General features: G+C 64.2%; 17 protein-coding genes. 6 read left to right on the forward strand and 11 right to left on the reverse strand.

The window, feature by feature from the left end:
- The first annotated feature begins 100 nt into the window (after positions 1 to 100).
- A complete protein-coding gene (locus tag BA190_RS28210) occupies positions 101 to 535 on the forward strand; it encodes a MarR family winged helix-turn-helix transcriptional regulator (RefSeq protein ID WP_068295875.1) in 435 nt (144 codons plus the stop codon).
- Positions 536 to 563: 28 nt separating this feature from the next.
- On the opposite strand, the gene BA190_RS28215 is transcribed toward BA190_RS28210, so the two are convergent.
- The 3 genes from BA190_RS28215 to BA190_RS28225 are packed head-to-tail and all read right to left on the reverse strand — an operon-like array spanning position 564 to position 5,559.
- Positions 564 to 3,737, reverse strand: coding sequence for an efflux RND transporter permease subunit (locus tag BA190_RS28215; RefSeq protein ID WP_068295876.1), 3,174 nt, complete (start codon positions 3,735 to 3,737; stop codon positions 564 to 566).
- Positions 3,734 to 5,158, reverse strand: a complete 1,425-nt coding sequence (locus BA190_RS28220; protein WP_068295878.1) for an efflux RND transporter periplasmic adaptor subunit — start codon at positions 5,156 to 5,158, stop codon at positions 3,734 to 3,736. The genes BA190_RS28215 and BA190_RS28220 overlap by 4 nt, the downstream gene beginning before the upstream one ends.
- Positions 5,155 to 5,559, reverse strand: a complete 405-nt coding sequence (locus BA190_RS28225; RefSeq protein WP_068295880.1) for a FixH family protein — start codon at positions 5,557 to 5,559, stop codon at positions 5,155 to 5,157. Before BA190_RS28225 ends, BA190_RS28220 begins: the two co-directional genes overlap by 4 nt.
- Positions 5,560 to 5,766: 207 nt before the next feature.
- On the opposite strand from BA190_RS28225, the gene BA190_RS36205 reads away from it, so the two are divergent.
- Positions 5,767 to 5,922 carry a hypothetical protein gene (locus BA190_RS36205; RefSeq protein WP_156771737.1) on the forward strand — a complete coding sequence of 52 codons (156 nt, stop codon included), beginning with the start codon at positions 5,767 to 5,769 and terminating at the stop codon, positions 5,920 to 5,922.
- 227 nt (positions 5,923 to 6,149) lie between these two features.
- Here the strand turns inward: BA190_RS36205 and BA190_RS28230 are convergent, their stop codons facing one another.
- The 3 genes from BA190_RS28230 to BA190_RS28240 form a co-directional block, all read right to left on the reverse strand.
- Positions 6,150 to 6,893, reverse strand: a complete 744-nt coding sequence (locus BA190_RS28230; protein ID WP_068295881.1) for an ATP-binding cassette domain-containing protein — start codon at positions 6,891 to 6,893, stop codon at positions 6,150 to 6,152.
- Positions 6,890 to 7,927 (reverse strand): ribose ABC transporter, encoded by a 1,038-nt coding sequence (locus tag BA190_RS28235; protein WP_068295882.1) that lies wholly within the window; start codon positions 7,925 to 7,927, stop codon positions 6,890 to 6,892. The genes BA190_RS28230 and BA190_RS28235 overlap by 4 nt, the downstream gene beginning before the upstream one ends.
- A 73-nt stretch (positions 7,928 to 8,000) precedes the next feature.
- Entirely contained in the window at positions 8,001 to 8,978 is a 978-nt protein-coding gene (locus BA190_RS28240) for an ABC transporter substrate-binding protein (RefSeq protein ID WP_068295883.1), read from the reverse strand.
- A gap of 459 nt (positions 8,979 to 9,437) precedes the next feature.
- Between BA190_RS28240 and BA190_RS28245 the strand changes: the two genes are divergently transcribed.
- From BA190_RS28245 to BA190_RS28260, 4 genes are all read left to right on the forward strand, one after another.
- Positions 9,438 to 10,442, forward strand: coding sequence for a LacI family DNA-binding transcriptional regulator (locus BA190_RS28245; protein WP_068295886.1), 1,005 nt, complete (start codon positions 9,438 to 9,440; stop codon positions 10,440 to 10,442).
- A 29-nt stretch (positions 10,443 to 10,471) separates the two neighbouring features.
- A complete protein-coding gene (locus BA190_RS28250; RefSeq protein ID WP_068295889.1) occupies positions 10,472 to 11,734 on the forward strand; it encodes a D-tagatose-bisphosphate aldolase, class II, non-catalytic subunit in 1,263 nt (420 codons plus the stop codon).
- Between the two features lie 71 nt (positions 11,735 to 11,805).
- The gene (locus tag BA190_RS28255; protein ID WP_082980087.1) at positions 11,806 to 12,351 is read left to right on the forward strand and encodes a sigma-70 family RNA polymerase sigma factor; all 546 of its coding nucleotides are present in this window, start codon (positions 11,806 to 11,808) and stop codon (positions 12,349 to 12,351) included.
- Complete coding sequence (locus BA190_RS28260; RefSeq protein ID WP_068295891.1) at positions 12,348 to 12,983, forward strand: NrsF family protein; 636 nt, start codon at positions 12,348 to 12,350, stop codon at positions 12,981 to 12,983. Before BA190_RS28255 ends, BA190_RS28260 begins: the two co-directional genes overlap by 4 nt.
- A 220-nt stretch (positions 12,984 to 13,203) precedes the next feature.
- On the opposite strand, the gene BA190_RS28265 is transcribed toward BA190_RS28260, so the two are convergent.
- The 5 genes from BA190_RS28265 to BA190_RS28285 all read right to left on the reverse strand — a co-directional run bounded on the left by BA190_RS28265 (position 13,204) and on the right by BA190_RS28285 (position 19,548).
- Complete coding sequence (locus tag BA190_RS28265; RefSeq protein ID WP_068295895.1) at positions 13,204 to 14,256, reverse strand: helix-turn-helix transcriptional regulator; 1,053 nt, start codon at positions 14,254 to 14,256, stop codon at positions 13,204 to 13,206.
- A 237-nt stretch (positions 14,257 to 14,493) separates the two neighbouring features.
- A complete protein-coding gene (locus BA190_RS28270) occupies positions 14,494 to 15,318 on the reverse strand; it encodes an SDR family NAD(P)-dependent oxidoreductase (RefSeq protein WP_068295898.1) in 825 nt (274 codons plus the stop codon).
- 9 nt (positions 15,319 to 15,327) lie between these two features.
- On the reverse strand, positions 15,328 to 16,842 hold the full coding sequence (gene betC / locus BA190_RS28275) for a choline-sulfatase (RefSeq protein WP_202908535.1): 1,515 nt from the start codon (positions 16,840 to 16,842) through the stop codon (positions 15,328 to 15,330).
- Positions 16,839 to 17,345: an acetone carboxylase subunit gamma gene (locus BA190_RS28280; protein ID WP_068295903.1), complete on the reverse strand. Its 507-nt coding sequence runs from the start codon at positions 17,343 to 17,345 to the stop codon at positions 16,839 to 16,841. Before BA190_RS28280 ends, betC begins: the two co-directional genes overlap by 4 nt.
- 7 nt (positions 17,346 to 17,352) lie before the next feature.
- Positions 17,353 to 19,548: a hydantoinase B/oxoprolinase family protein gene (locus BA190_RS28285; protein ID WP_068295905.1), complete on the reverse strand. Its 2,196-nt coding sequence runs from the start codon at positions 19,546 to 19,548 to the stop codon at positions 17,353 to 17,355.
- Positions 19,549 to 19,558 lie beyond the last annotated feature (10 nt).

Below are 19,558 nucleotides of genomic sequence, written 5' to 3' on the forward strand. Positions count from 1 at the left end.
CTCCCGATCGTGGATCGTTGGTTATGCGACCTGCCTGGAACTGGCGGCCGTTCGTTTATGAAGTTGCAATTGTAACTGTCGATAATGTAACTATCAAAACATGGCCAAGCTCACGCTCGAGAACTTCCTTCCCTATCGGCTCAACCGCATCGGTGCCGTGGTGTCGCGCGATTTCCGCACCGTCTATGGTCCGGAACACGACCTGACCGTACCCGAATGGCGGGTACTCGCCACCTTGGGCGAATTCGACGAAATGGGCGCCAAGGCGATCGGCGCCCATTCCTCCATGCACAAGACCAAGGTCAGCCGAGCCGTACGGGCGCTGGAGGAGCGCCGCTGGCTGAAGCGCCGCGAGAGCGCGCAGGACCGCCGCGAGGAAATCCTCGGCCTCACGCCGCTGGGACGGCGTGTCTATGCCGAGATCGTGCCGCGGGCCCTGGCCTTCGAGGCGGCCTTGCTGGCAGCCCTCGGCCCGGAGGCCGAGGCGCTCTTGCGGGGCCTCGACAAGCTCGAGGCGAGCATGGATCTGCGCTGAGCGCATTTGAATGAGGCTGGCGGAGGCGTCAGGCCGCCCGGACCTCGGTTGTCTGGGCCGCCTTCGGTGTGTTCGCCTCCTGGTGCAGACCGGCGGGTAGGTGCCATCCCTTGATGATGCCGTAGATGGCGGGAATGACCACCAGGGTCAGCAGGGTCGAGGACACCATGCCGCCGATCATGGGAACCGCGATGCGCTGCATCACCTCCGATCCGGCCCCTGTGCTCCACAGGATGGGGATGAGCCCGGCCATGATGGCGATGACCGTCATCATCTTGGGGCGGACCCGTTCCACGGCGCCCAGCATGACCGCCTCGCGAAGGTCGACCCTGGTAAAGGGCTGATCCCCGCTGGATCGCGCCGCCTTCACCTCGGTCAAGGCCTGCTGCAGGTAGATCAGCATGACGACGCCGGTTTCCGCCGCGACGCCGGCCAGCGCGATGAAACCGACGGCGACGGCAACGGACAGGTTGAAGCCGAGCCACCACATCAGCCAGATGCCGCCGACCAGGGCGAAAGGCAGCGACAGCATGACGATCAGCGTTTCCGTCAGGCTGCGGAAGTTGAGATAGAGCAGCAGGAAGATGATCAGCAGCGTGACGGGCACGACGATCTTCATCCTGGCTTCTGCCCGCTGGAGATATTCGTATTGGCCGCTCCAGCCGATCGAAGTGCCCGGCGGCAGCACGACCTTCGCGGTCACGGCCTTTTGCGCCTCAGCAACATAGCCGCCGAGGTCCCGGCCTGCGATGTCGACATAGATATAGGTTGCGAGCTGGCCGTTCTCCGTGCGGATGGAGGTGGCACCGCGTGTCAGTTCGACCTTCGCCACCTCGCCCAGCGGTATCGTGCCGCCACCCGGCAGGGGAACCTGCACGTCTGCGGCGATGGCCTGGCGGCTGGAACGCAGATCGCGCGGGTAGCGGATGTTCACGCCATAGCGCTCCCGGCCCTCGATCGTCGTGGTCACAGTCTCGCCGCCGAGTGCGGTGGCGATGACGTCCTGAACATCGCCGATGGCGAGCCCGTAGCGGCCGAGCGCATCCCTGTCCGGCACGATGTCGAGATAGTAGCCGCCGATGACCCGCTCGGCATAGGCGCTGGAGGTGCCCGGTACCGTCTTGAGGACCTTCTCGATCTGGCGGGCGACCTTTTCCATCTCGGCGAGGTCCGTGCCGAACACCTTGACGCCGACCGGTGTTCGAATACCGGTCGAGAGCATGTCGATGCGGGCACGGATCGGCATGGTCCAGGCATTCGACACGCCCGGAAATTGCAGTGCCTTGTCCATCTCCGTCTTGAGGCTGTCGAGGGTGACTCCCGGCCGCCATTGTTCCCTGGGCTTGAGGTTGATGATGGTCTCGAACATTTCGGTGGGCGCGGGATCGGTTGCCGTCATGGCGCGACCCGCCTTGCCATAGACCGAGGCGACCTCGGGAAACGACTTGATGATGCGGTCCTGCATCTGCAGCAATTCACCGGCCTTGGTGATCGAGATGCCGGGCAGGGTTGTCGGCATATACATCAGCGTGCCCTCGTCCAGCGTCGGCATGAATTCCGAACCGAGCTGGCGCGCCGGCCAGACCGTGACGGCAAGCGCCGCCAGGGCAAGGATGATGGTGAGGGTCTTGGCTTTCAGGACCCCGCGAATGATGGGCCGGTAGAGCCAGATCAACAGCCGGTTGATCGGGTTCTTGTGCTCGGGAATGATCCTGCCGCGCACGAACACCACCATCAGGGCCGGCACCAGGGTGACCGACAACAGGGCGGCGGCCGCCATCGCGAAGGTCTTGGTGAAGGCGAGCGGCCCGAACAGCCGCCCTTCCTGCGATTCAAGCGTGAAGATCGGCAGGAAGGATACGGTGATGATGAGCAGGCTGAAGAACAGGGCCGGACCGACCTCGCTGGCGGCATCGATCAGGATCTGAATGCGTGACTGGCCGGGCGCGGCGCGTTCGAGATGCTTGTGGGCATTCTCGATCATCACGATGGCGGCGTCGATCATCGCGCCGACGGCGATGGCGATACCGCCCAGACTCATGATGTTGGAGCCGAGCCCGATCAGTTTCATGGCGGCGAAGGCCATGAGAATGCCGACGGGCAGCATCAGGATGGCGACGAGCGCGCTGCGCAGATGAAGAAGAAACACGATGCAGACGAGGGCGACGATCACGCTCTCCTCGAACAGCGTGCCCTTGAGGGTCTCGATCGCCGCCTCGATCAGGTGGGAGCGATCATAGACCGGTACGATTTCGGTTCCCTTGGGCAGGCTTGCCGCGATATCGGCCAGGCGCTGCTTGACATTGTCGATGACCGTGAGCGCGTTGGCGCCGAAGCGTTGCAAGACGATGCCACCAGCCACCTCGCCTTCGCCATTGAGCTCGGTGATGCCGCGGCGCTCGTCCGGCCCGATCTCGACACGAGCGACGTCCTTCAGGCGTAACGGCACGCCCTGCACGGTCTTGAGCACGATATTTTCGAGATCGGCCGGCGATCTGACATAGCCGCGACCGCGCACCATGAACTCGAATTCGGAGAGTTCCAGCGTGCGCCCACCCACGTCGCGATTGCTGGCTCTGACCGCATCGCGCACCGTCGACAAGGAGATGCCCTGGGCTCGCAGCCGCAGCGGGTCCACCACGATGCTGTATTGCTTGACGAAGCCGCCGACGCTGGCGACCTCGGCCACGCCCTCCGCCTTGGAGCCGGCGTAGCGCAGCTTCCAATCCTGCAGCGAGCGCAGCTCGGCGAGCGACATCTCCTTGGCGACGACGGCATATTGGTAAACCCAGCCGACTCCGGTCGCATCGGGGCCGAGGCTCGGAGTGACGCCGGCCGGCAGGCGCTGGGCGGCGGCGTTGAGATATTCGAGCACACGGCTGCGAGCCCAGTAGGGGTCCGTGCCGTCCTCGAAGATCACATAGACGAAAGAGACGCCGAAGAAGGAAAAGCCGCGCACCACCTTGGATTTCGGCACCGTCAGCATCGCGGTGGTGAGGGGATAGGTGACCTGGTCTTCGACGACCTGCGGGGCCTGGCCGGCATAGTCGGTATAGACGATGACCTGGACGTCCGAGAGGTCGGGAATGGCATCGAGCGGGAGCGTCTTCAAGGCATAGAGGCCGGCTGCCACCGCAAAGACGGTGCCGACGAAGATCAGCACGAGGTTGCGTGCCGACCAGGCGATGAGCCGGGCGATCATGGCGTTACCTCCGGGCTGGTCATGCCGCTCAGCGCGGCCTTGAGGTTGCTTTCGGCATCGATGAGGAAATTGGCTGTAACCACCACCCGCTCGCCTTCCGTGATCCCGTTGCGGATCTCGGTGAAGCCGCCGCCTCGGTCGCCGGTCTCGACGGTTCGGGGCTCGAAGCGTCCGCCTCCCTTGGCGAGAATGACGAGCTGGCGGGTACCGGTGTCGATCACGGCGCTGTCGGGAACCGCCACCACCTCATTGGCATCGCCGGCCGCGATCTCGACATCGGCATACATGTCCGGCCGCAGCAGGCCGTCGGGATTGGCCAATTCGATCCTGACCCGGATGGTGCGGGTCTCCCTGGCCACCTCGGGGTAGAGCAGGGAGACGCGCCCCTCGAAGCTTCGGCCCGGCAGGCTGCGCATGCGGATCGTCGCCAAGGCGCCCGGCTGGATGCCACCGAGTTCATATTCGGGCACGTCGGCGAGCACCCAGACGGTCGAGATGTCGGCGAGGCGGAAAAGGATGTCGCCGGCTGCCGCCTTCATGCCTTCACTGGCGCTGCGCTGCAGCACGATGCCGTCGCGGGGAGAGCGCCACGTCATAGACAGCGGCACCTTCCGGCTGTGTTCGAGCTCGGCGATGGCCTCGGCAGGGACACCGAGATTCTCCAGTCTCTGGCGCCCACCGCCGGTGAGGCCTCCCCGTCCGCCGCTGCCAAGGTCGGTCAGGAATTGCGCGCTGGCGGCGGTGATCTCGGGCGAATAGAGCTGGAAGAGCGCCTGGCCCTTCACGATCCGCTCGCCGGTTGTCACGGTGGCGACCTGGTTGATGAAGCCATCGGCGCGGGTCGTCACCACGCTGATGCGGCGTTCATCGAGCTGCACGCTGCCAGGGATCCTCAACGGACGAACGAGCGAGCGCCTGGCGGCGATCTCGGTGCGGACGCCGGTCTGCTGCAGCTTGCCCAAGGCGACCTTGACCGTTCCCGTATCCTCGCCTTCGTCGGCATGGACGGGGATGTAATCCATCCCCATCGAATCCTTCTTCGGCACCGGCGAGGTATCCGGCAGGCCCATGGGGTTGCGGTAATAGAGGATCTGCCTAGACGGTGCGGGTGCCGTGGCGGCCTCGGCCGAGGGCTCGTCGAAACCCACATCCTCACTGGCGTGGACGGCGAGGAAATCACGGCCGTCAGCGGTTTTGACGGGGATGGCCGAATAGGCCGGCAAGCCATCGGGGGAGCGATAATAGATCACCGGTCCGGAAGGCGCCGGCCTGGCGCTCGCCGGAAGCAAAGCTTCGTCGAGCCGGGGCAGGATCTGCCGAAGCATGGGATGAGCGAGGCCCTGCTGCCCGGCCCAATAGCCTCCTGCTCCCGCCGCGAGGATCGCGGCGAGGAAGAGGATGGTTGTGCGGGACCGCGTCATGGCACGGCCCTGAAGATGAGCCTGGTCTGGAGCGTGCCGGTCTCGCCTTGCAGCTTGGCGGCGAGCGACAGGCGCCAGCCGCCTTCCATGCCCAGCCTGGCCTTGAAGAGGTAGATGCCGGCCTCGGCGGAAGCGACGGGCTCGATCGGCGCCTTCATGGTTTCCATGCCATCCGGCGCCATGTCGAGGCGAGAGGCGAAGATGACCGCGCCGGGGACTGGCTTGCCGGAACGTTTGTCGACGAGGCGGACGGCGATTTCGGCGCTCTCGTTCTGCCTGATCTCCGGTTGGAGGAGCTGGAATTCGTAATCCTCGATACCGGCCCAGGCCGGCATCGCGCCTGTCCAGGCGAATCCAATGACTGCCGCGACGACGGCGCGGCTGATGGTGGAAGATGTCATGTTGTGAATATCCCAAATTCATCCATGGCCGGGCGAAGGCCGCGAGGGCGTGCCAATGGCCCGTGCTTGTGTCCCGTCTCCGAGACACGGTGCAGCGTGGCTCCCAATGGGGGCCGCAGACGAATTCAGATGCGGGGAGGGCGGTCCGGCGGTGCGGTGATGAAAGGCACTTTGTCCCGATCATTGCCCAGTGGGGAGAGCGTGCTCATGGCAAGGGCAAAAGACTTCGCCATTGCGACGATCGGGGCACCTGGCGTGCATTTGGCCATGCAGACGATCGTCACCGGGCAGGGCTTCTGGCTACCGGGTTGCGGCGAATTCTGCTCCGGGCAGCAGGACATGTCCGAGGCCATGGCCGCGTGATCCGCAGCCTTCATCGGCACGGCAGCCATCGCATTGGAGAATGGCGCCATGGGAGCTGTCAGCAAGCCTACGACCATGAGGATCGAGAGCAAGCGGGAAAGGAGAAGTCGAACGATCACCGCGGGACCATGTCACGCGTCGCAGGAATTGAGAAGGCCTGCTGTGTTCACATTCTCGTCGGGTCGCGCGGGGTGTGGAGCGGGCGAGACGCCCGCTCCGACAGACGTTCAACCGCCCACCATCAGCTTGACGATCTCGTCATGATTGGTCTCGGCGATCTTGCGCTCGCCCGCCAGGGTTCCGCGGCGCAGCACCACGATGCGGTCTGAGACCGCAAAGATGTCCTGCAGATTATGCGAGATGAAGATGATGCCGCGCCCCTGGGCCTTGAGGGTCTGGATCAGGGAGACGACCTTGCGCTGCTCGGGTACGCCGAGGGCAGCTGTAGGCTCGTCCATGATCAGCACCTGCGCGTTCCAGTAGACGGCACGGCCGATGGCAACCGCCTGGCGCTGGCCGCCGGAGAAATTGCCGACGGGAGCATCGAGGCGCGTCACGTGGAAATCGAGTTGCGCCATGGTCTCCTGCGCCGCCTTGGCCATCTTCTGGCGGTCGAGCACGGGCAGGAAGCCGAAGGCCTTGGTCATCGGCTCGCGCCCCAGGAAGATGTTGGCGCCGATCGACAGATTGTCGGCCAGTGCGAGGTCCTGGTAGATCGTCTCGATGCCATGGCCGCGTGCGGCTTCGGGCGTCGCGAATTTCACGACCTCGCCCTTCAGGCGAATCTCGCCGCCATCGGCCTGGTAGACGCCCGAGATGGTCTTGATCAGTGTCGACTTGCCGGCGCCGTTGTCGCCGGCGAGAGCCACGACCTCGCCGGCATTGAGCTGGAGCGAGACGCCGTTGAGTGCGGTGACGCCGCCGAAATGCTTGGAGACGTCGCGGATGTCGAGGAGCGGCTGGGTGCTCATGAACGGCGGCCTCCGGCGATGCTGCGCTGGGCCTGGTCGACCAGCACGGAAACGATGATGACGACGCCGACCGAGACGAATTGCCAGAACGGCTCGACATTGATGTAGACGAGGCCGAACTGGATCACGGCGATGACGAGCGCCCCGGCCAGCGTGCCCGAGATCGAGCCCGAGCCGCCGAACAGGCTGGCGCCGCCGATCACCACGGCCGCGATCGAATCGAGCAGGAGGGGCTCGCCGGCCTGGGCGGCGCCGGCGGTGAAGCGGGCCGCATAGAGCACGCCGCCGATGCCGGCGCACACGGCCGACAGCACATAGAGCTTGCGGGTGTGCCTGGAGACATTGATGCCGGCTCGAAGCGCCGCCTGTTCGCTGGCGCCGATGGCGTAGGTGTGCTGGCCGAAGCGCGTCTGCGAAAGCAGATAGTGCATGGCGATCAGGAAGAGGGCGGCCACGATCACCACGACGGGCACGCCGTAGAAGCGGCCATTGCCGAGCGCCGCGAACCAGGCGTTCGAAACCGGAACCGTGGTGCCGCCGGCGAGCAGATAGGCGATGCCGCGTGCCACGCCATACATGCCGAGCGTGCCGATGAAGGGGGGAACCCGGAGTTTCGAAATCAGGAGGCCGTTGATGTAGCCGGGGATGGTGGCCACGGCGACGCCGACCACGATGCCGACCAGCATGGCCGGGAAGGGCGGCATGGAGGCGCCCATGAGATTGGCCGTGTGGGCTGCCACCACCGCCGACAGCCCCATGATGAAGCCGATCGACAGGTCGATGCCGCCCGAGATGATCACGAAGGTGGAGCCGAGTGCCAGCAGCAGCGGTGCCACCGCATAGATCGAGATCGACTGCAAAGTGGGGACCGAGAATACGAAGGTCGAGCCATAGGCGATCCGGGCCCAGCACTCGAAGAAGACCAGGAGCAGGACCAGGAAGAGCCAGGCCCTGAGCTCCGCGATGCGCAGAAGGATGGGATGGGGGCCTGCCGCGGGCTGCGCCCGGCTGAGGGAAGTTTGGGCTGCCGACATCAGGCGCTCCGTTCGGGACAGAAAGGGTTGCCGCCGGGCCGATAGCTCCGGCGGCGCAGAAGCGAGGAAGGCCTCATTCCTTGTAGATGAAGGCGGCGACTTCCGGCTTGTCGACGTTGGACTTGTCCATCACGGTGAAGCCGGTGCCGATCGAGGCAGGGATCGACTGGCCGGTGAGATGGGCATAGGCGGAAAGCACGCCGAAATAGCCGATCTCCGCCGGGTGCTGGGCGATGGCGATATCGACCAGGCCGGACTTGATGTTGTCGACGATCGTCGCCGGGGCGTCGAAGGCGGCGACGCGGACTTTGCCGCTCTGGCCTGCCTGCTGCACGCCGTTGGCGGCACCGAGCGCGGAGAACAGATTGGCGCCGAACACGCCGGCAAGGTCGGGATTGCGTGCGAAGACCGACTGCATCTGCGAGGCAGCCTTGTTGGCATCATTGTCGTTGAATTGCGTTTCAAGGACAGTGATGTTGGGGTAGTTCTTCATCTCATCCTTGAAGCCTTCCTCGCGCTGGTCCGTGGTCGAGATGCCAGGCTTCACGTTGGAGACATAGACCTTGCCCTTCTCGTCGATGGCCTTGGCGAGGGCGCGGGCCGCGATGCGGCCGCCCAGGATGTTGTCCGAGGCGACATAGGAGAGCGGGAAGTCGGCATCACCCGCGCCGGTCTGGTACTTGCCGGTGCCGATGAAGGTATCGACGGTGATCACCGGAATGCCGGCATCGGCGGCCTTCTTCAGGGGCTGAACGAGCTGAACCTTGTCGGTCGGCGCGATCAGGATGGCGTCGGGCTTGCGCGCGATGACGGCGTCGAGCACAGGCGTCTGCGTCACCGGATTGAAATCGGGCGCGCCCTGGAACACGAGCTCGGCTCCCACCACCTTGGCGGCGGCCTCGGCGCCCTTGCGCATCGAGATGTAGAAGGCGTCTGTGGTCAGGCCCGGAATGAGGGCGATGGTGTATTTCTTGTCCTGGGCCTGTGCCGGAGCGGCAAGCACGCTGGCCCCGATGGCGAGAGCCGCGAGGGCCGTAAGCAGTTTCCTCATGTCGTTTCCTCGGTTTGACGAAGTGGTCGATCCCTCCGGCACGGATCCTCCTCTAGCGCGAGGTATCCAGCCGGCTACGGCGGGCAGGGCCGCCGATCGAGTTGAGGAAAGGGTGCCAATAGTGGCCGGGCTCTACAGGTGCGGTTGCGCCTGCGGGCCGTCTCCCTCCCTGAATTTATTTTTGTCTTTTATGAATTGTCAGACTATGGTTTCGTGCCGTAGGCGTCAATTAAAGATATTGCGCGTGATAAGATTGACAAAATGCGCTTCCTTTAATTGAAGGAAATAGGGAGTAATGCATTGAAAAATAAAGATAAATTTTTATTTCGGATTATCTGAAAACGAATTCATCAAACGGATTTTTACGGCATGTAAAAAACAATATTGTTTACTCGTGTAAAAATTAGGAGCCGATCGGGCGGGTGAGGGAGCATCAGGGCGGTGCGAAAGATCAGGAACATGGCCGAGTTCGCCGAACTCAGCGGGATCTCGCGGCCGACGGTCTCGAAATATTTCAACGACCCCGGCAGCGTCCGCAAGTCGATCCGCCTCCGCATCGAGAGGGCGTTGGCCAAATATGACTATCGGCCGAACCTGTTCGCGGTGAACCTCAACCGCAAGCGCCCCAAGATCATCGGCGTGATCGTGCCCGACACCTCGGACATGTTCTATTCGGAGATGGTGCGCCACATCGAGCGGCGCTGCGCGCAGGACGGTTATTTCGTGCTGGTGCTTTCCTCGCGCGGGGATGCCCTGCATGAGGCGCGCTCGGTGGAGACGCTGCTGTCGCTTAAGATCGCGGGCGCGATCATCGCCCCCCTCGGCGCCTATACCGATGCGACGCGCATGGAGACCCTGCGCGCCCATATTCCAGTGGTCTATCTCGATTCCTCGCTGCAGGACGGCTCGCCCTTCGTCGGCACCGACAATGAGCAGAGCATCGGCCTGATCACCGATTATCTCTGCCGCACGGGGACGCCGCCCAGCTTCTTTGAAATGCCGGCGGTCAATCACAATGCCGCCGAGCGCAGCAATGCCTATGTCCAGGCCATGGAGCGGCTCGGCTTCCAGCCGGAGATCATCACCGTGGTAGGCAAGCCGGATTGGCGTTTCGAGGAAATCGCCTATGCCGAAGCCCTGCGGGTGATCGACGGGGCGGGGTTTCCGACCTCGACGGTACTGTGCGCCAATGATCGCATTGCCGTGGGGGTGATGGCGGCGGCCTTCCAGCGCGGCCTGAAGGTCGGGCGCGAAGCCGATTGCCGGCTGCGCGTCGCCGGCCATGACGACCAGCCCTATAGCCGCTTCGGCTGCCCGCCCCTGACCACGGTGGCGCAGGACTTCTTCCGCCTCGGCAATCTCGGTGTCGAGTTGCTGCTCGCCCAGGTCGAGGGCGAGGAACCTTCACAAGGCCAGCAGCAATTGCGGCTCGAAGCCCAACTGATGATGCGGGCTTCGGCCTGATCGCGATCCATCGTTCACGGAGACTCGACATGACCACCCTTCTCGACCTCGCCCCCGCACGGCGCTCCGGAAAGCCGCGAGGCATCGCCTCGATCTGCTCGGCCCATCCGGACGTGATCGGGACGACGCTGGCGCATGGCCGCGAGCGCGGGCGGAAGGTCTTGATCGAGGCGACCTGCAACCAGGTGAACCAGGAGGGGGGCTATACCGGCATGACGCCAGCCGATTTCAGGCGTTTCGTGTTCGAGAAGGCGAAAGCCTCCGGCTATGACACCGCCAAGCTGATCCTTGGTGGCGATCATCTCGGTCCCAATCCCTGGCGCCAACTCGAGGCGGAAGAGGCTATGGCCAAGGCCGAGGCGATGATGGCGGCCTATGTTGCGGCGGGGTTTGGCAAGATCCATCTCGATGCCAGCATGGGTTGTAAGGGTGAGCCAGAAGCGCTCGATGACGAAACCACCGCTAGGCGTGCCGCTCGTCTGACCCGGGTGGCGGAGCAGACGGCGCGCGACAACGGCCTGCCCTTGCCGGTCTATATCATCGGCACCGAGGTGCCGGTGCCTGGTGGCGCCTGGCACGCGCTCGACGGCCTGCAGCCGACCGCGGCGGGCGCTGCGCGCCAGACCATCGAGACGCACCGGACCATCTTTCGCCAGCAAGGCGTCGAGGCGGCGCTGGAACGCGTGATCGGTCTGGTGGTGCAGCCCGGTGTCGAGTTCGGGCATGAGGACGTGGTGGTCTACCAGCCCGACAAGGCCCGTGATCTCGTCGGCGTGCTGGATACCGAGCCGTCCCTCGTGTTCGAGGCCCATTCCACCGACTACCAGCCGCGGGAGAAGCTGGCTCGGTTGGTGGCCGACGGCTTTGCCATCCTCAAGGTTGGGCCCGGCCTGACCTTCGCCTGGCGCGAGGCGCTCTATGGGCTCGATCTCATCGCCGGGGAGCTTGATGCCTCCTATGGCGAACGCTCGCTGGCAAAGGCGATGGAGGCCCTGATGCTGGACGAGCCCGGCTACTGGCAGCGCTATTACCAGGGCGACGCCGCCAGCCGGCATGTGCTGCGCCATTACAGCTACAGCGACCGCATCCGCTATTACTGGCCGCATCCGGCTGCCGCCGCTGCCGTGGCGCGCCTGTCGCAGGCGCTGGCGGGACGCGTCTTGCCGCCGACCTTGGTGCACCAGTTCGTGCCGGTCGCGGCGGGACATGTCGGCCCGCTGGACATGAAGGCCTGCCTCTCTCTGGCCATACGCGCGGTGCTGGACGATTATGCCGAGGCGACAGCGGTGTAGTGAGTCGGTGCCGGCAACTGGTAACAAAGCCGTGAAACCGACCGTAGAGAGGATGGCTCGTGCATAATCCCATGCGCGAAGAGGAGTGGGCGGCATGGTTGCGGCAGTCGATCGCCGGGGATGCACCGGCCTATCGGCGGTTCCTGCAGGCGGTGACCCCTTATCTGCGCGGCACGGCGCGCCGTTATTGCGAGCGCTTCGGCGCGCCGCCGGCGGAGGTCGAGGATGTCGTTCAGGAAGTGCTGCTCGCCATTCACCTCAAGCGCGGAACCTGGGATTCTTCGCGCCCGCTCGGTCCCTGGCTGTCGGCGATCGTGCGCAACAAGATGATCGATACCATGCGCCGCCGGGGACGGCAGGTGATGGTGCCGATCGAGGACGTGATCGAGGTTCTCGAGGCAGAGGAGCCGGCATCCGGACTGTCGCAGCATGAGGCTGAGAAAATGCTGGCGCATCTGAAACCGCCGCAGCGGGACATCGTGGAAGGCATCTCGCTCGGCGGCGTCAGCATCCGGGAGATGGCAGGTCGGCTGGCGATGACGGAGGTGGCCGTTCGCGTCGCCCTGCATCGGGGCCTCAAGAAGCTCGCAGCGCTCTACCGGAGTGACCAGTCGTGAAGACCGACGATCTCATCAACGCCATTTCCGAAGACGCGCCGGTCAAATGGTCCCTCGGCAGGGTTTTTGCGCTGGCGGTGATCGTCGGTACGGCTTTTTCGGCCGTGCTTTTCTTCGTGGGATTCCGGCCTCGTCCCGATATCGCGGCGGCAGCCGAGACATGGCGCTTCCTGTTCAAATTCGTGGTGACGGTGTCACTGGCTGTTTCGGCCTGCGGCCTGATCCTGCGTCTGGTCAGGCCGGGTGCGCAATCAGGAGGATGGCGCCTTGCTTTGGTCGTTGCACCCTTGCTTTTGATTGGCGCGGTCGCAGTGGAAATGATGGTGATGCCGTCCGCCAGCTGGGGAACGCGCTGGATCGGCGTGAATGCCCGTTATTGCCTGATGCTGATACCCTTGCTGGCACTGGGGCCTCTGGCTTGCATTCTCTATGCCTTGCGCCAGGGCGCGCCCGCAAATCCCGGCCGGGCCGGGGCGGTGGCGGGCCTCGCCGCCAGCGGCATTGCGGCAACCCTTTATGCCAGCCATTGCGTGGACGACAGCCCGCTTTTCGTCGCCACCTGGTACAGTCTGGCGACGGGCATCGTCACGGTCGTGGGATATCTTGCCGGCCGTCGTCTGCTGCGCTGGTGAGTGCGGCTGGAGGTGTCGACTTGTGCCTCGATGGGAAGAGTGTTTCGAATATCGATGTAGCGTGTTGATATTATTTATTTTTTTCATCTGACTTCCACAGCCGATGGTTGTTTTCCAATAGCCGTCTCGCTCCGTCTCATTCTTCCCGTGTAAGCGAATGATCTGGTTCCAGATTTATGGTTATCATTCTGTAAATTCTGTTTTTTATTACCTGCCGAGCCTATCCGCTCCCCCGGTGCCTCTGCAGGGCCTGGATGTAGGTGAGGAAGAGTTCGCGCTCCGACGTGATATCCAGTTTTTCATAGATGCGCAGCCGGTGGTTCTTCACCGTGCCGCGCTGGAGATTAAGACGCTGGGCGATGGTGGCGGTGGGGTGGCCCTCGAGCACCAGCTTGACGATGTCGATCTCCCGGGGCGTGAGGGCCGGGTTGAGCTCGGAGATGATCGCCTGATCGTAATCCATTGAAGAGGAGGATGATTTCTCCACCGTGAAGAGCCAGCCTTCCGGTGCGGAGCCGTGGGCCGGCGAGATCCGGGTCCGGTGCAGGACGGTCGTGTCATCCAGCACGGCTTCGCCGGCATTCTGGGCCGTCAGCCTTTCGACGGCCCGCGGCAGGCTGGCATCCCTGTCTTCCATCGCCCGCCAGGTCTCGGATGCGTGGATGACGCAGCCTTCGAGATCGCGCAGCATGATGGCTTGCGGCAGGGAGGCGCCGCTCGTGCCACGCCCGATCGCCGCCGCCAGGACGGCGCTGACATGCGCGCTCTCAAGACCAGCGAACAGGGGATAGAAATCCTCCATCGCCGTGCGCTCGCTGTCGAGGAAGCGGCCGATGCGGCGTTCCAGGAACAAAGCGACGCTGGCCCGCCCCATGGCGGGCAGGAAGTAGCCGAGCTCGTCGGTGATGCTGGATTCCTGCAGGAATTCGCGGACATAGCGGCTCTGCCGGGTCGCGGTGGCCGGGAACATGTCGAGGCTTACGACACCAGGCCGTTCCGTTTGTGCCCAATAGCGATGGAAGGGATCGAAGACGTGGAAGGTCGTCTCATATTGGCGGGCCAGCGCATCCGAGAAACCGTGATGCATGAGGAAATTTGGCCGCCCCACCGCCGAATAACGCACCATGGTGGCGATATCGTGCGAGACCAGGGACCGGAAGGCCGCGAGCAGGGCGGCATAGAAATCAGACGTTCCCACCAGGCGGGCGGCCTCGCCGATGGCGGCATTGACGGTGGCAAGCGGAAGGCCGGAGGCGATCAGGGTCGATTTCATCCGCAACATTCCACGCCGAAGTGACGCATGGCCGCAGGCGTTGTCTGACAATAAGTGAGACTCTGCACTTGTCATGCCCGGGCTTGACCCGGGAATCCAGCGCCCCCGGTTTCGATAAGCGGAAGGGGCCTGGATTGCCGGGTGAAGCCCGGCAATGATAAAGGTCGAGCCAATTCGATGCGTTTTTTGACCGACGCACCCTTGGCGTGAAGACAGGGTAGCGTTCCCTGAAGCTTTCTACCAGAGTGCCCCTCCGGTGATCTGGATGTTTTCGGCCGTGATGCCCTTCGCGGCTTCGCTGCACAGAAAGACGGCGAGGCCAGCCACTTCGCCGGGCTGGATGATGCGCTGCTGCGGGTTCTGTGCGGCAATCCGGGCCATGGCGCTTTGAAGGCTTTCGCCTTTGCCGTCGCGCTCGGCGACCTGGGCGACGTTGCGGCGCATCAGCTCTGTCTCGACCCAGGTCGGCGAGATCATCACGGCCGCGACGCCATGGGGCGCCCCTTCCAGGGCGACGCAGCGCGTCAGGCCCAGCAGGCCGGATTTGGAGGCGCAATAGGCCGGGTTGTCCTTCCAGCCGACGCTGGCGGCCGTCGAGCCGATATTGATGATGCGTCCCCAGCCCCGCGCGATCATGCCGGGCAGGAGGCTGCGTGTGGTGCGAAAGGCGCCGGTGAGGTTGGTGTCGAGGATCTTCTCCCAGAGCGCGTCCGAATGACCGCTGACCGGCTGCTCGGCCGTGGTGCCGGCCGCGTTGACCAGGATGTCGATGGGGCCGCAGGCGGCTTGTGCGGCCTGGATGAAGGTGTCGATGACTTCGCTGGAGCGCACGTCGAGATGGCCGGCATGCACCTTGACGCCCTCTGCCTCGAGCATGGCGCGTACGCGCTGCAGTTCGGCCTCAACGGGATAGGCGGCGGCATCGCCCAGCCGCGCGCCTTCGCCGATATAGGAGCCGACTGCCACATTGGCGCCGGCGCTCGCCAGAGCCTGGGCGATGGCGAGGCCCTGGCCGGTGAGGCCGCCGGTGATGAGCGCGGCACGGCCTTTCAAGCTGGTCATGGTCTTCCCTTATGGCCGGATGAATTCACGGGCCTCTGCCTCGTGATACGACTTCGTCCCGCGATAATATTGCAAGGATGCGTCGCTCCAGGGCTGATAATCCCACGGCGTGACCTTGCCGGTGCTCAGCGCCTTGTAGACGAGGCGGCGCCGGCGTTGGCTGGCGATGATTTCCTGCTTGAGCCTGGGCATGTCCCACCGGCGTTCGACCTCGGCGAGCATGTCTTGCACCTGGTCCGCATGGCCTGGATCATTCGCCAGGTCATGCACCTCGTCCGGATCGGCTTCCATGTCGAAGAGCTGGGGCGGATCATGCTCGACAAAGGTGAATTTGTAGCGCCCCTTGCGCAGCATCACATAGGGGGCGGCCACGCCTTCCGACATCAGTTCGCTGACGGCGATGCGATCGTCGGCATCCTTGCCCAGGAGCGGCATGAGGCTCCGGCCATCCGGTCGCTCGGGATAGTCGTTCCACTGCGGACCGGCAGCGATCTCGACCAGGGTCGGTAGGATATCGACGAGCGAAGCATTCGCCTTGATACGAGCGCCCGCCGGGACGTTGGGCCCCGACATGAGCAGGGGGACGCGCGACGACCAGTCATAGAAGCTCATCTTGTACCAGAGCCCGCGCTCCCCCAGCATGTCGCCGTGATCGGCGAGGAAGATCACGATGGTGTCCTTGCCATGCCCGGAGCGGTCGAGCGCATCGAGCACCTCGCCGACGCGCTCGTCGAGATAGGACACGCTGCCGTAATAAGCGTGGCGAGCGGTGCGTACATGTTCGTCCCCCACACCGAATTCGCCGCGGTCATATTGCTCCCACAGGCGCCGGGAATGGGCGTCCCGCTGGGCCGGGGGAATGAAGGGCACGCGCGGCATGTCGATCTTGTCGTGATCGTAGAGATCCCAGAAGCGCTTCGGCGTCACATAGGGGTCGTGCGGATGGGTGAAGGAGGCCACGAGCAGGAACGGCCTGTCGTCGCTGTCGCGAGCCTGGTCGAACAGCCAGCGCCGGGCATTGTGGGCGACTTCCTCGTCATAGTCCTGTTGCAGGGCACGTTCGGCGACGCCAGCGTCACTGACGTTCTTCATGTTGTGGAACCAGTCCATGGTCCGCCACGGATCGTCCCAGTCGGCGGTCCAGTTGAAGTCGGACGGACAGATATCGGTGGTCACCCGCTCCTCGAAACCGTGGAGCTGGTCGGGCCCGATGAAATGCATCTTGCCCGACAGGCAGGTCCGGTAGCCGAGCACGCGCAGATAATGGGTGAAGGTGGGAACATCGGATGGGATCTGCGCGGCATTGTCCCAGGCCTGGATGTTCGAGCATAGCCGTCCGGTCATCAAGGCCAGGCGGGCGGGGGCACAGAGGGGAAAGCTGGAGTAGAAATTGTCGAAGACCGCACCGCCCTTGGCAATGCGGTCAAGGTTGGGGGTCTTGACGATCGGGTGGCCGTAGACGCCGAGCGCCGGAGCGCCCAGCTGGTCGGCCATCAGAATGAGAATGTTGGGCCGCCTGCTCACCGGTTCCCTCCCTCCGGTTCGAGGGGCTGCTTGAGCCAATCGCGATAGAAGCCTTCGAGGTCCGGCTCGAAATCGTGCACGATGGGATAGCCCGGGGCAGCCGCCTCGACCTCGTGCAGCGTGCCGCAGGACTGGCAGAGGAACTCGCGGATCTCCATCCATTCCGGATCGGGAATATCGGAGTTGGGGTAGATCTCGCGCAGGGCCTCCCTGGTCCGGCGCACGCGGATATGGGCGCCGAGCTTCCAGTTCTTCCTGTAGTGCCCGAACTCCTGGCCGCATTCGCATTTGGTGACGCGGCCATTCGGCGTGTCGGCGATGAAGAGGTGGTCACCGACCGGCAGCAGGATCGGGTCCTTCCAGGCCATCCGCTCCTGCAGGACCTGGACATAGGTCTGGAAACGGTCGTCGTCCTTATAGGCGCTCATGATCTGCCGGGTCTGGTGCCAGGGCAGGGTGCCTGCAACGAGTTCGCGAATGGTTTCCTTGGGATAGCTGGACATGCTGACCTCAGTAGTGAACCGTGAAGGAGGCGTCGAGGCCCCAGAACTTGCGGAAGTCGGCGGCAAAGCGCGGCGAGAGCTTCATCGCATTGGCGTGCATCTTGGCGACCTCGGGCGCGAAGTCGCTGGCGGCGACGCGCCTGGCCTCCTCGGCGATCCAGGCCGAGACAGGCACGGACGTCGCGATGCGTTCGGCCCGCTTCTTCTCGCGCAAGGCGGCGGTGGCGGCGAGATCGGCCTCCAGCCGATCCGTCTGCGGGACTTCTCGGATGACGATGCCGAATACCTGCTCGGCCGCCTCCGGGGTGAGGAAGCCGTTTTCCACATCCTGTGCGGTCTTGATCGGATCGCGCTCCAGTACGTCGCCGTAACCGCCGCCGCCATTGTAGGAGTGGGTGAAGATATCGCCGGACTTGTGCGGCGCGGTGATGTAGGGGCCTTCCTCGGTGACGTGCCGGCCCTCGACCAGCTTCTCCAGATCGGAATGGGCCGGGTCGGTGCCGATGGTATGGGGCAGGGGGCGCTTCTCGGCGATGATCTCCGCGAGATTGGTATCGCGCACGGCCCGGTGCATCTGGCAGGTCGGTGCGGGATAGCCGCCGCACAGCCCGCCATTGTCGAACACGCGGGAGGAATGCTCGGAGGTGACCAGGCGCAGATGGTTGGACTTGCTCACCAGCCAGGTCGAGATGAAGGCGCAGCCGCCGCGATATTTGCCGGCGCCTCCGGAGTTGGGCAGGATCGAACGGCCGATATAGAGCATCGGCATGTTCTGTTCCCAGATCTCGATATTGCCCATGTCGGATTCGGGGTTCCAGCCGACATAGGCGGTGTCGAGCCCGTCCTTGATGGCGAGAGCGCCGGAGCCGGCGGCGGCGCATTCGAAATGGGCCATGCCGAACAAAGTGCCATATTGGCTTTCGCCGCCCATCTCGATCATCGGGGAGTTGACCTGGCCGACGAAGACCTCCTCGATGAAGCCCCGGGCGAGGAAGCCGCGCGAGAGCAGGCGCTGGAACACGCCATAGGCGGGCAGCAGCAGGGCCCAGGAAGTCGCGGTCGCCACCATCTCATTGTCGGGATTGGTCCAGGTGCCCTTGGGGATCTTCAGCTCGGTGGCGAGCCAGGCGCCGTCATTCACCAGCCCCTCGAAATTCATGTGCTGGGTGAGGGTGACGAACATGCCGCCATCCATGCCGGCGGGCGTGCAGTTCATCGAATGATAGCCCCAGGGCTGGGTGCCCTCGAAGTCGAGCTTGATCTTGCCCTCGGTGGTGATCTCCATCTCCACCGGGATGTTGTAGAGCCAGTTGGGATCGGCCAGCGGCTGGAAGCCCGGCTTGCCCTCGGTGACGTGGCCGTAGAAGGTGTGGCCGCGATAGATGCCGGGCACGGTCAGCTGGCGGGTGCGGGCGAGTTGGCTGATGCGGCCTTCCTCGATGAATTCCTTGGAGACCTGTTTCCAGTAGTCGAGGCCGATCTCGTCGACGAGGGCGATGAGGTTTTCGCGCATGTCGATGCAGGAGGCGACCTTGGCCTTCTCGTCGAGCACCCAGTAGATCGGCATGCGCAGATTGCGCTCGCAGCGGATGACGTAGTCGCGGCGGATCTCGTCGTTCTCGCCGATCTTCTCGGCACAGACGAACAGGCCCTCGGTGAAGCGCTCCTGCGCGAGGCAGACGTCGCCGCCGGGGGTGATGCCGCCGGCCTCGAGCTCGTGGCAGACGGCGCCGGCCCAGCCGATCAGTTCGCCCGAGTGGAAGATCGGCACCACGTCCATCACGTCGGGCACCTGGACCGTGCCGATGAAGGCGTCGTTGTTGGCGAAGATGTCGCCCGGGCGAATGCCGGGATTGGCCTCGTAGCCCTCGCGGATCATCCATTTGATGAAGCGGCTCATGGTGTGGACATGCACCATGATGCCGTTGGAGAGAGCGATCGCGTCGCCCTCCGGGGTGTAGATGGCCACCACCATCTCGCCGACCTCGCGCACGCCGGGCGAGGCGGAGATGCGGCGCGCCATTTCACGGGCGGAGACGCAGAAGGCGCGCAGCTTGGTATGCAGGGTCTCGAATTTCAGCGGGTCCTGCCTGCGCAGCTGCAGTGAGGTGATGCCGTCATAGCAGCCGGTCTCCTCCATCAGCCGCTCGGATTCGAGCATCCTCTCGCGAAGCGGCATGTGGGCTTTCACGTGATCCAGCATGGTGTGGTTC

It is taken from the genome of Labrys sp. WJW (genome assembly GCF_001676615.1).
Taxonomy (GTDB): Bacteria; Pseudomonadota; Alphaproteobacteria; order Rhizobiales; family Labraceae; genus Labrys; species Labrys sedimenti.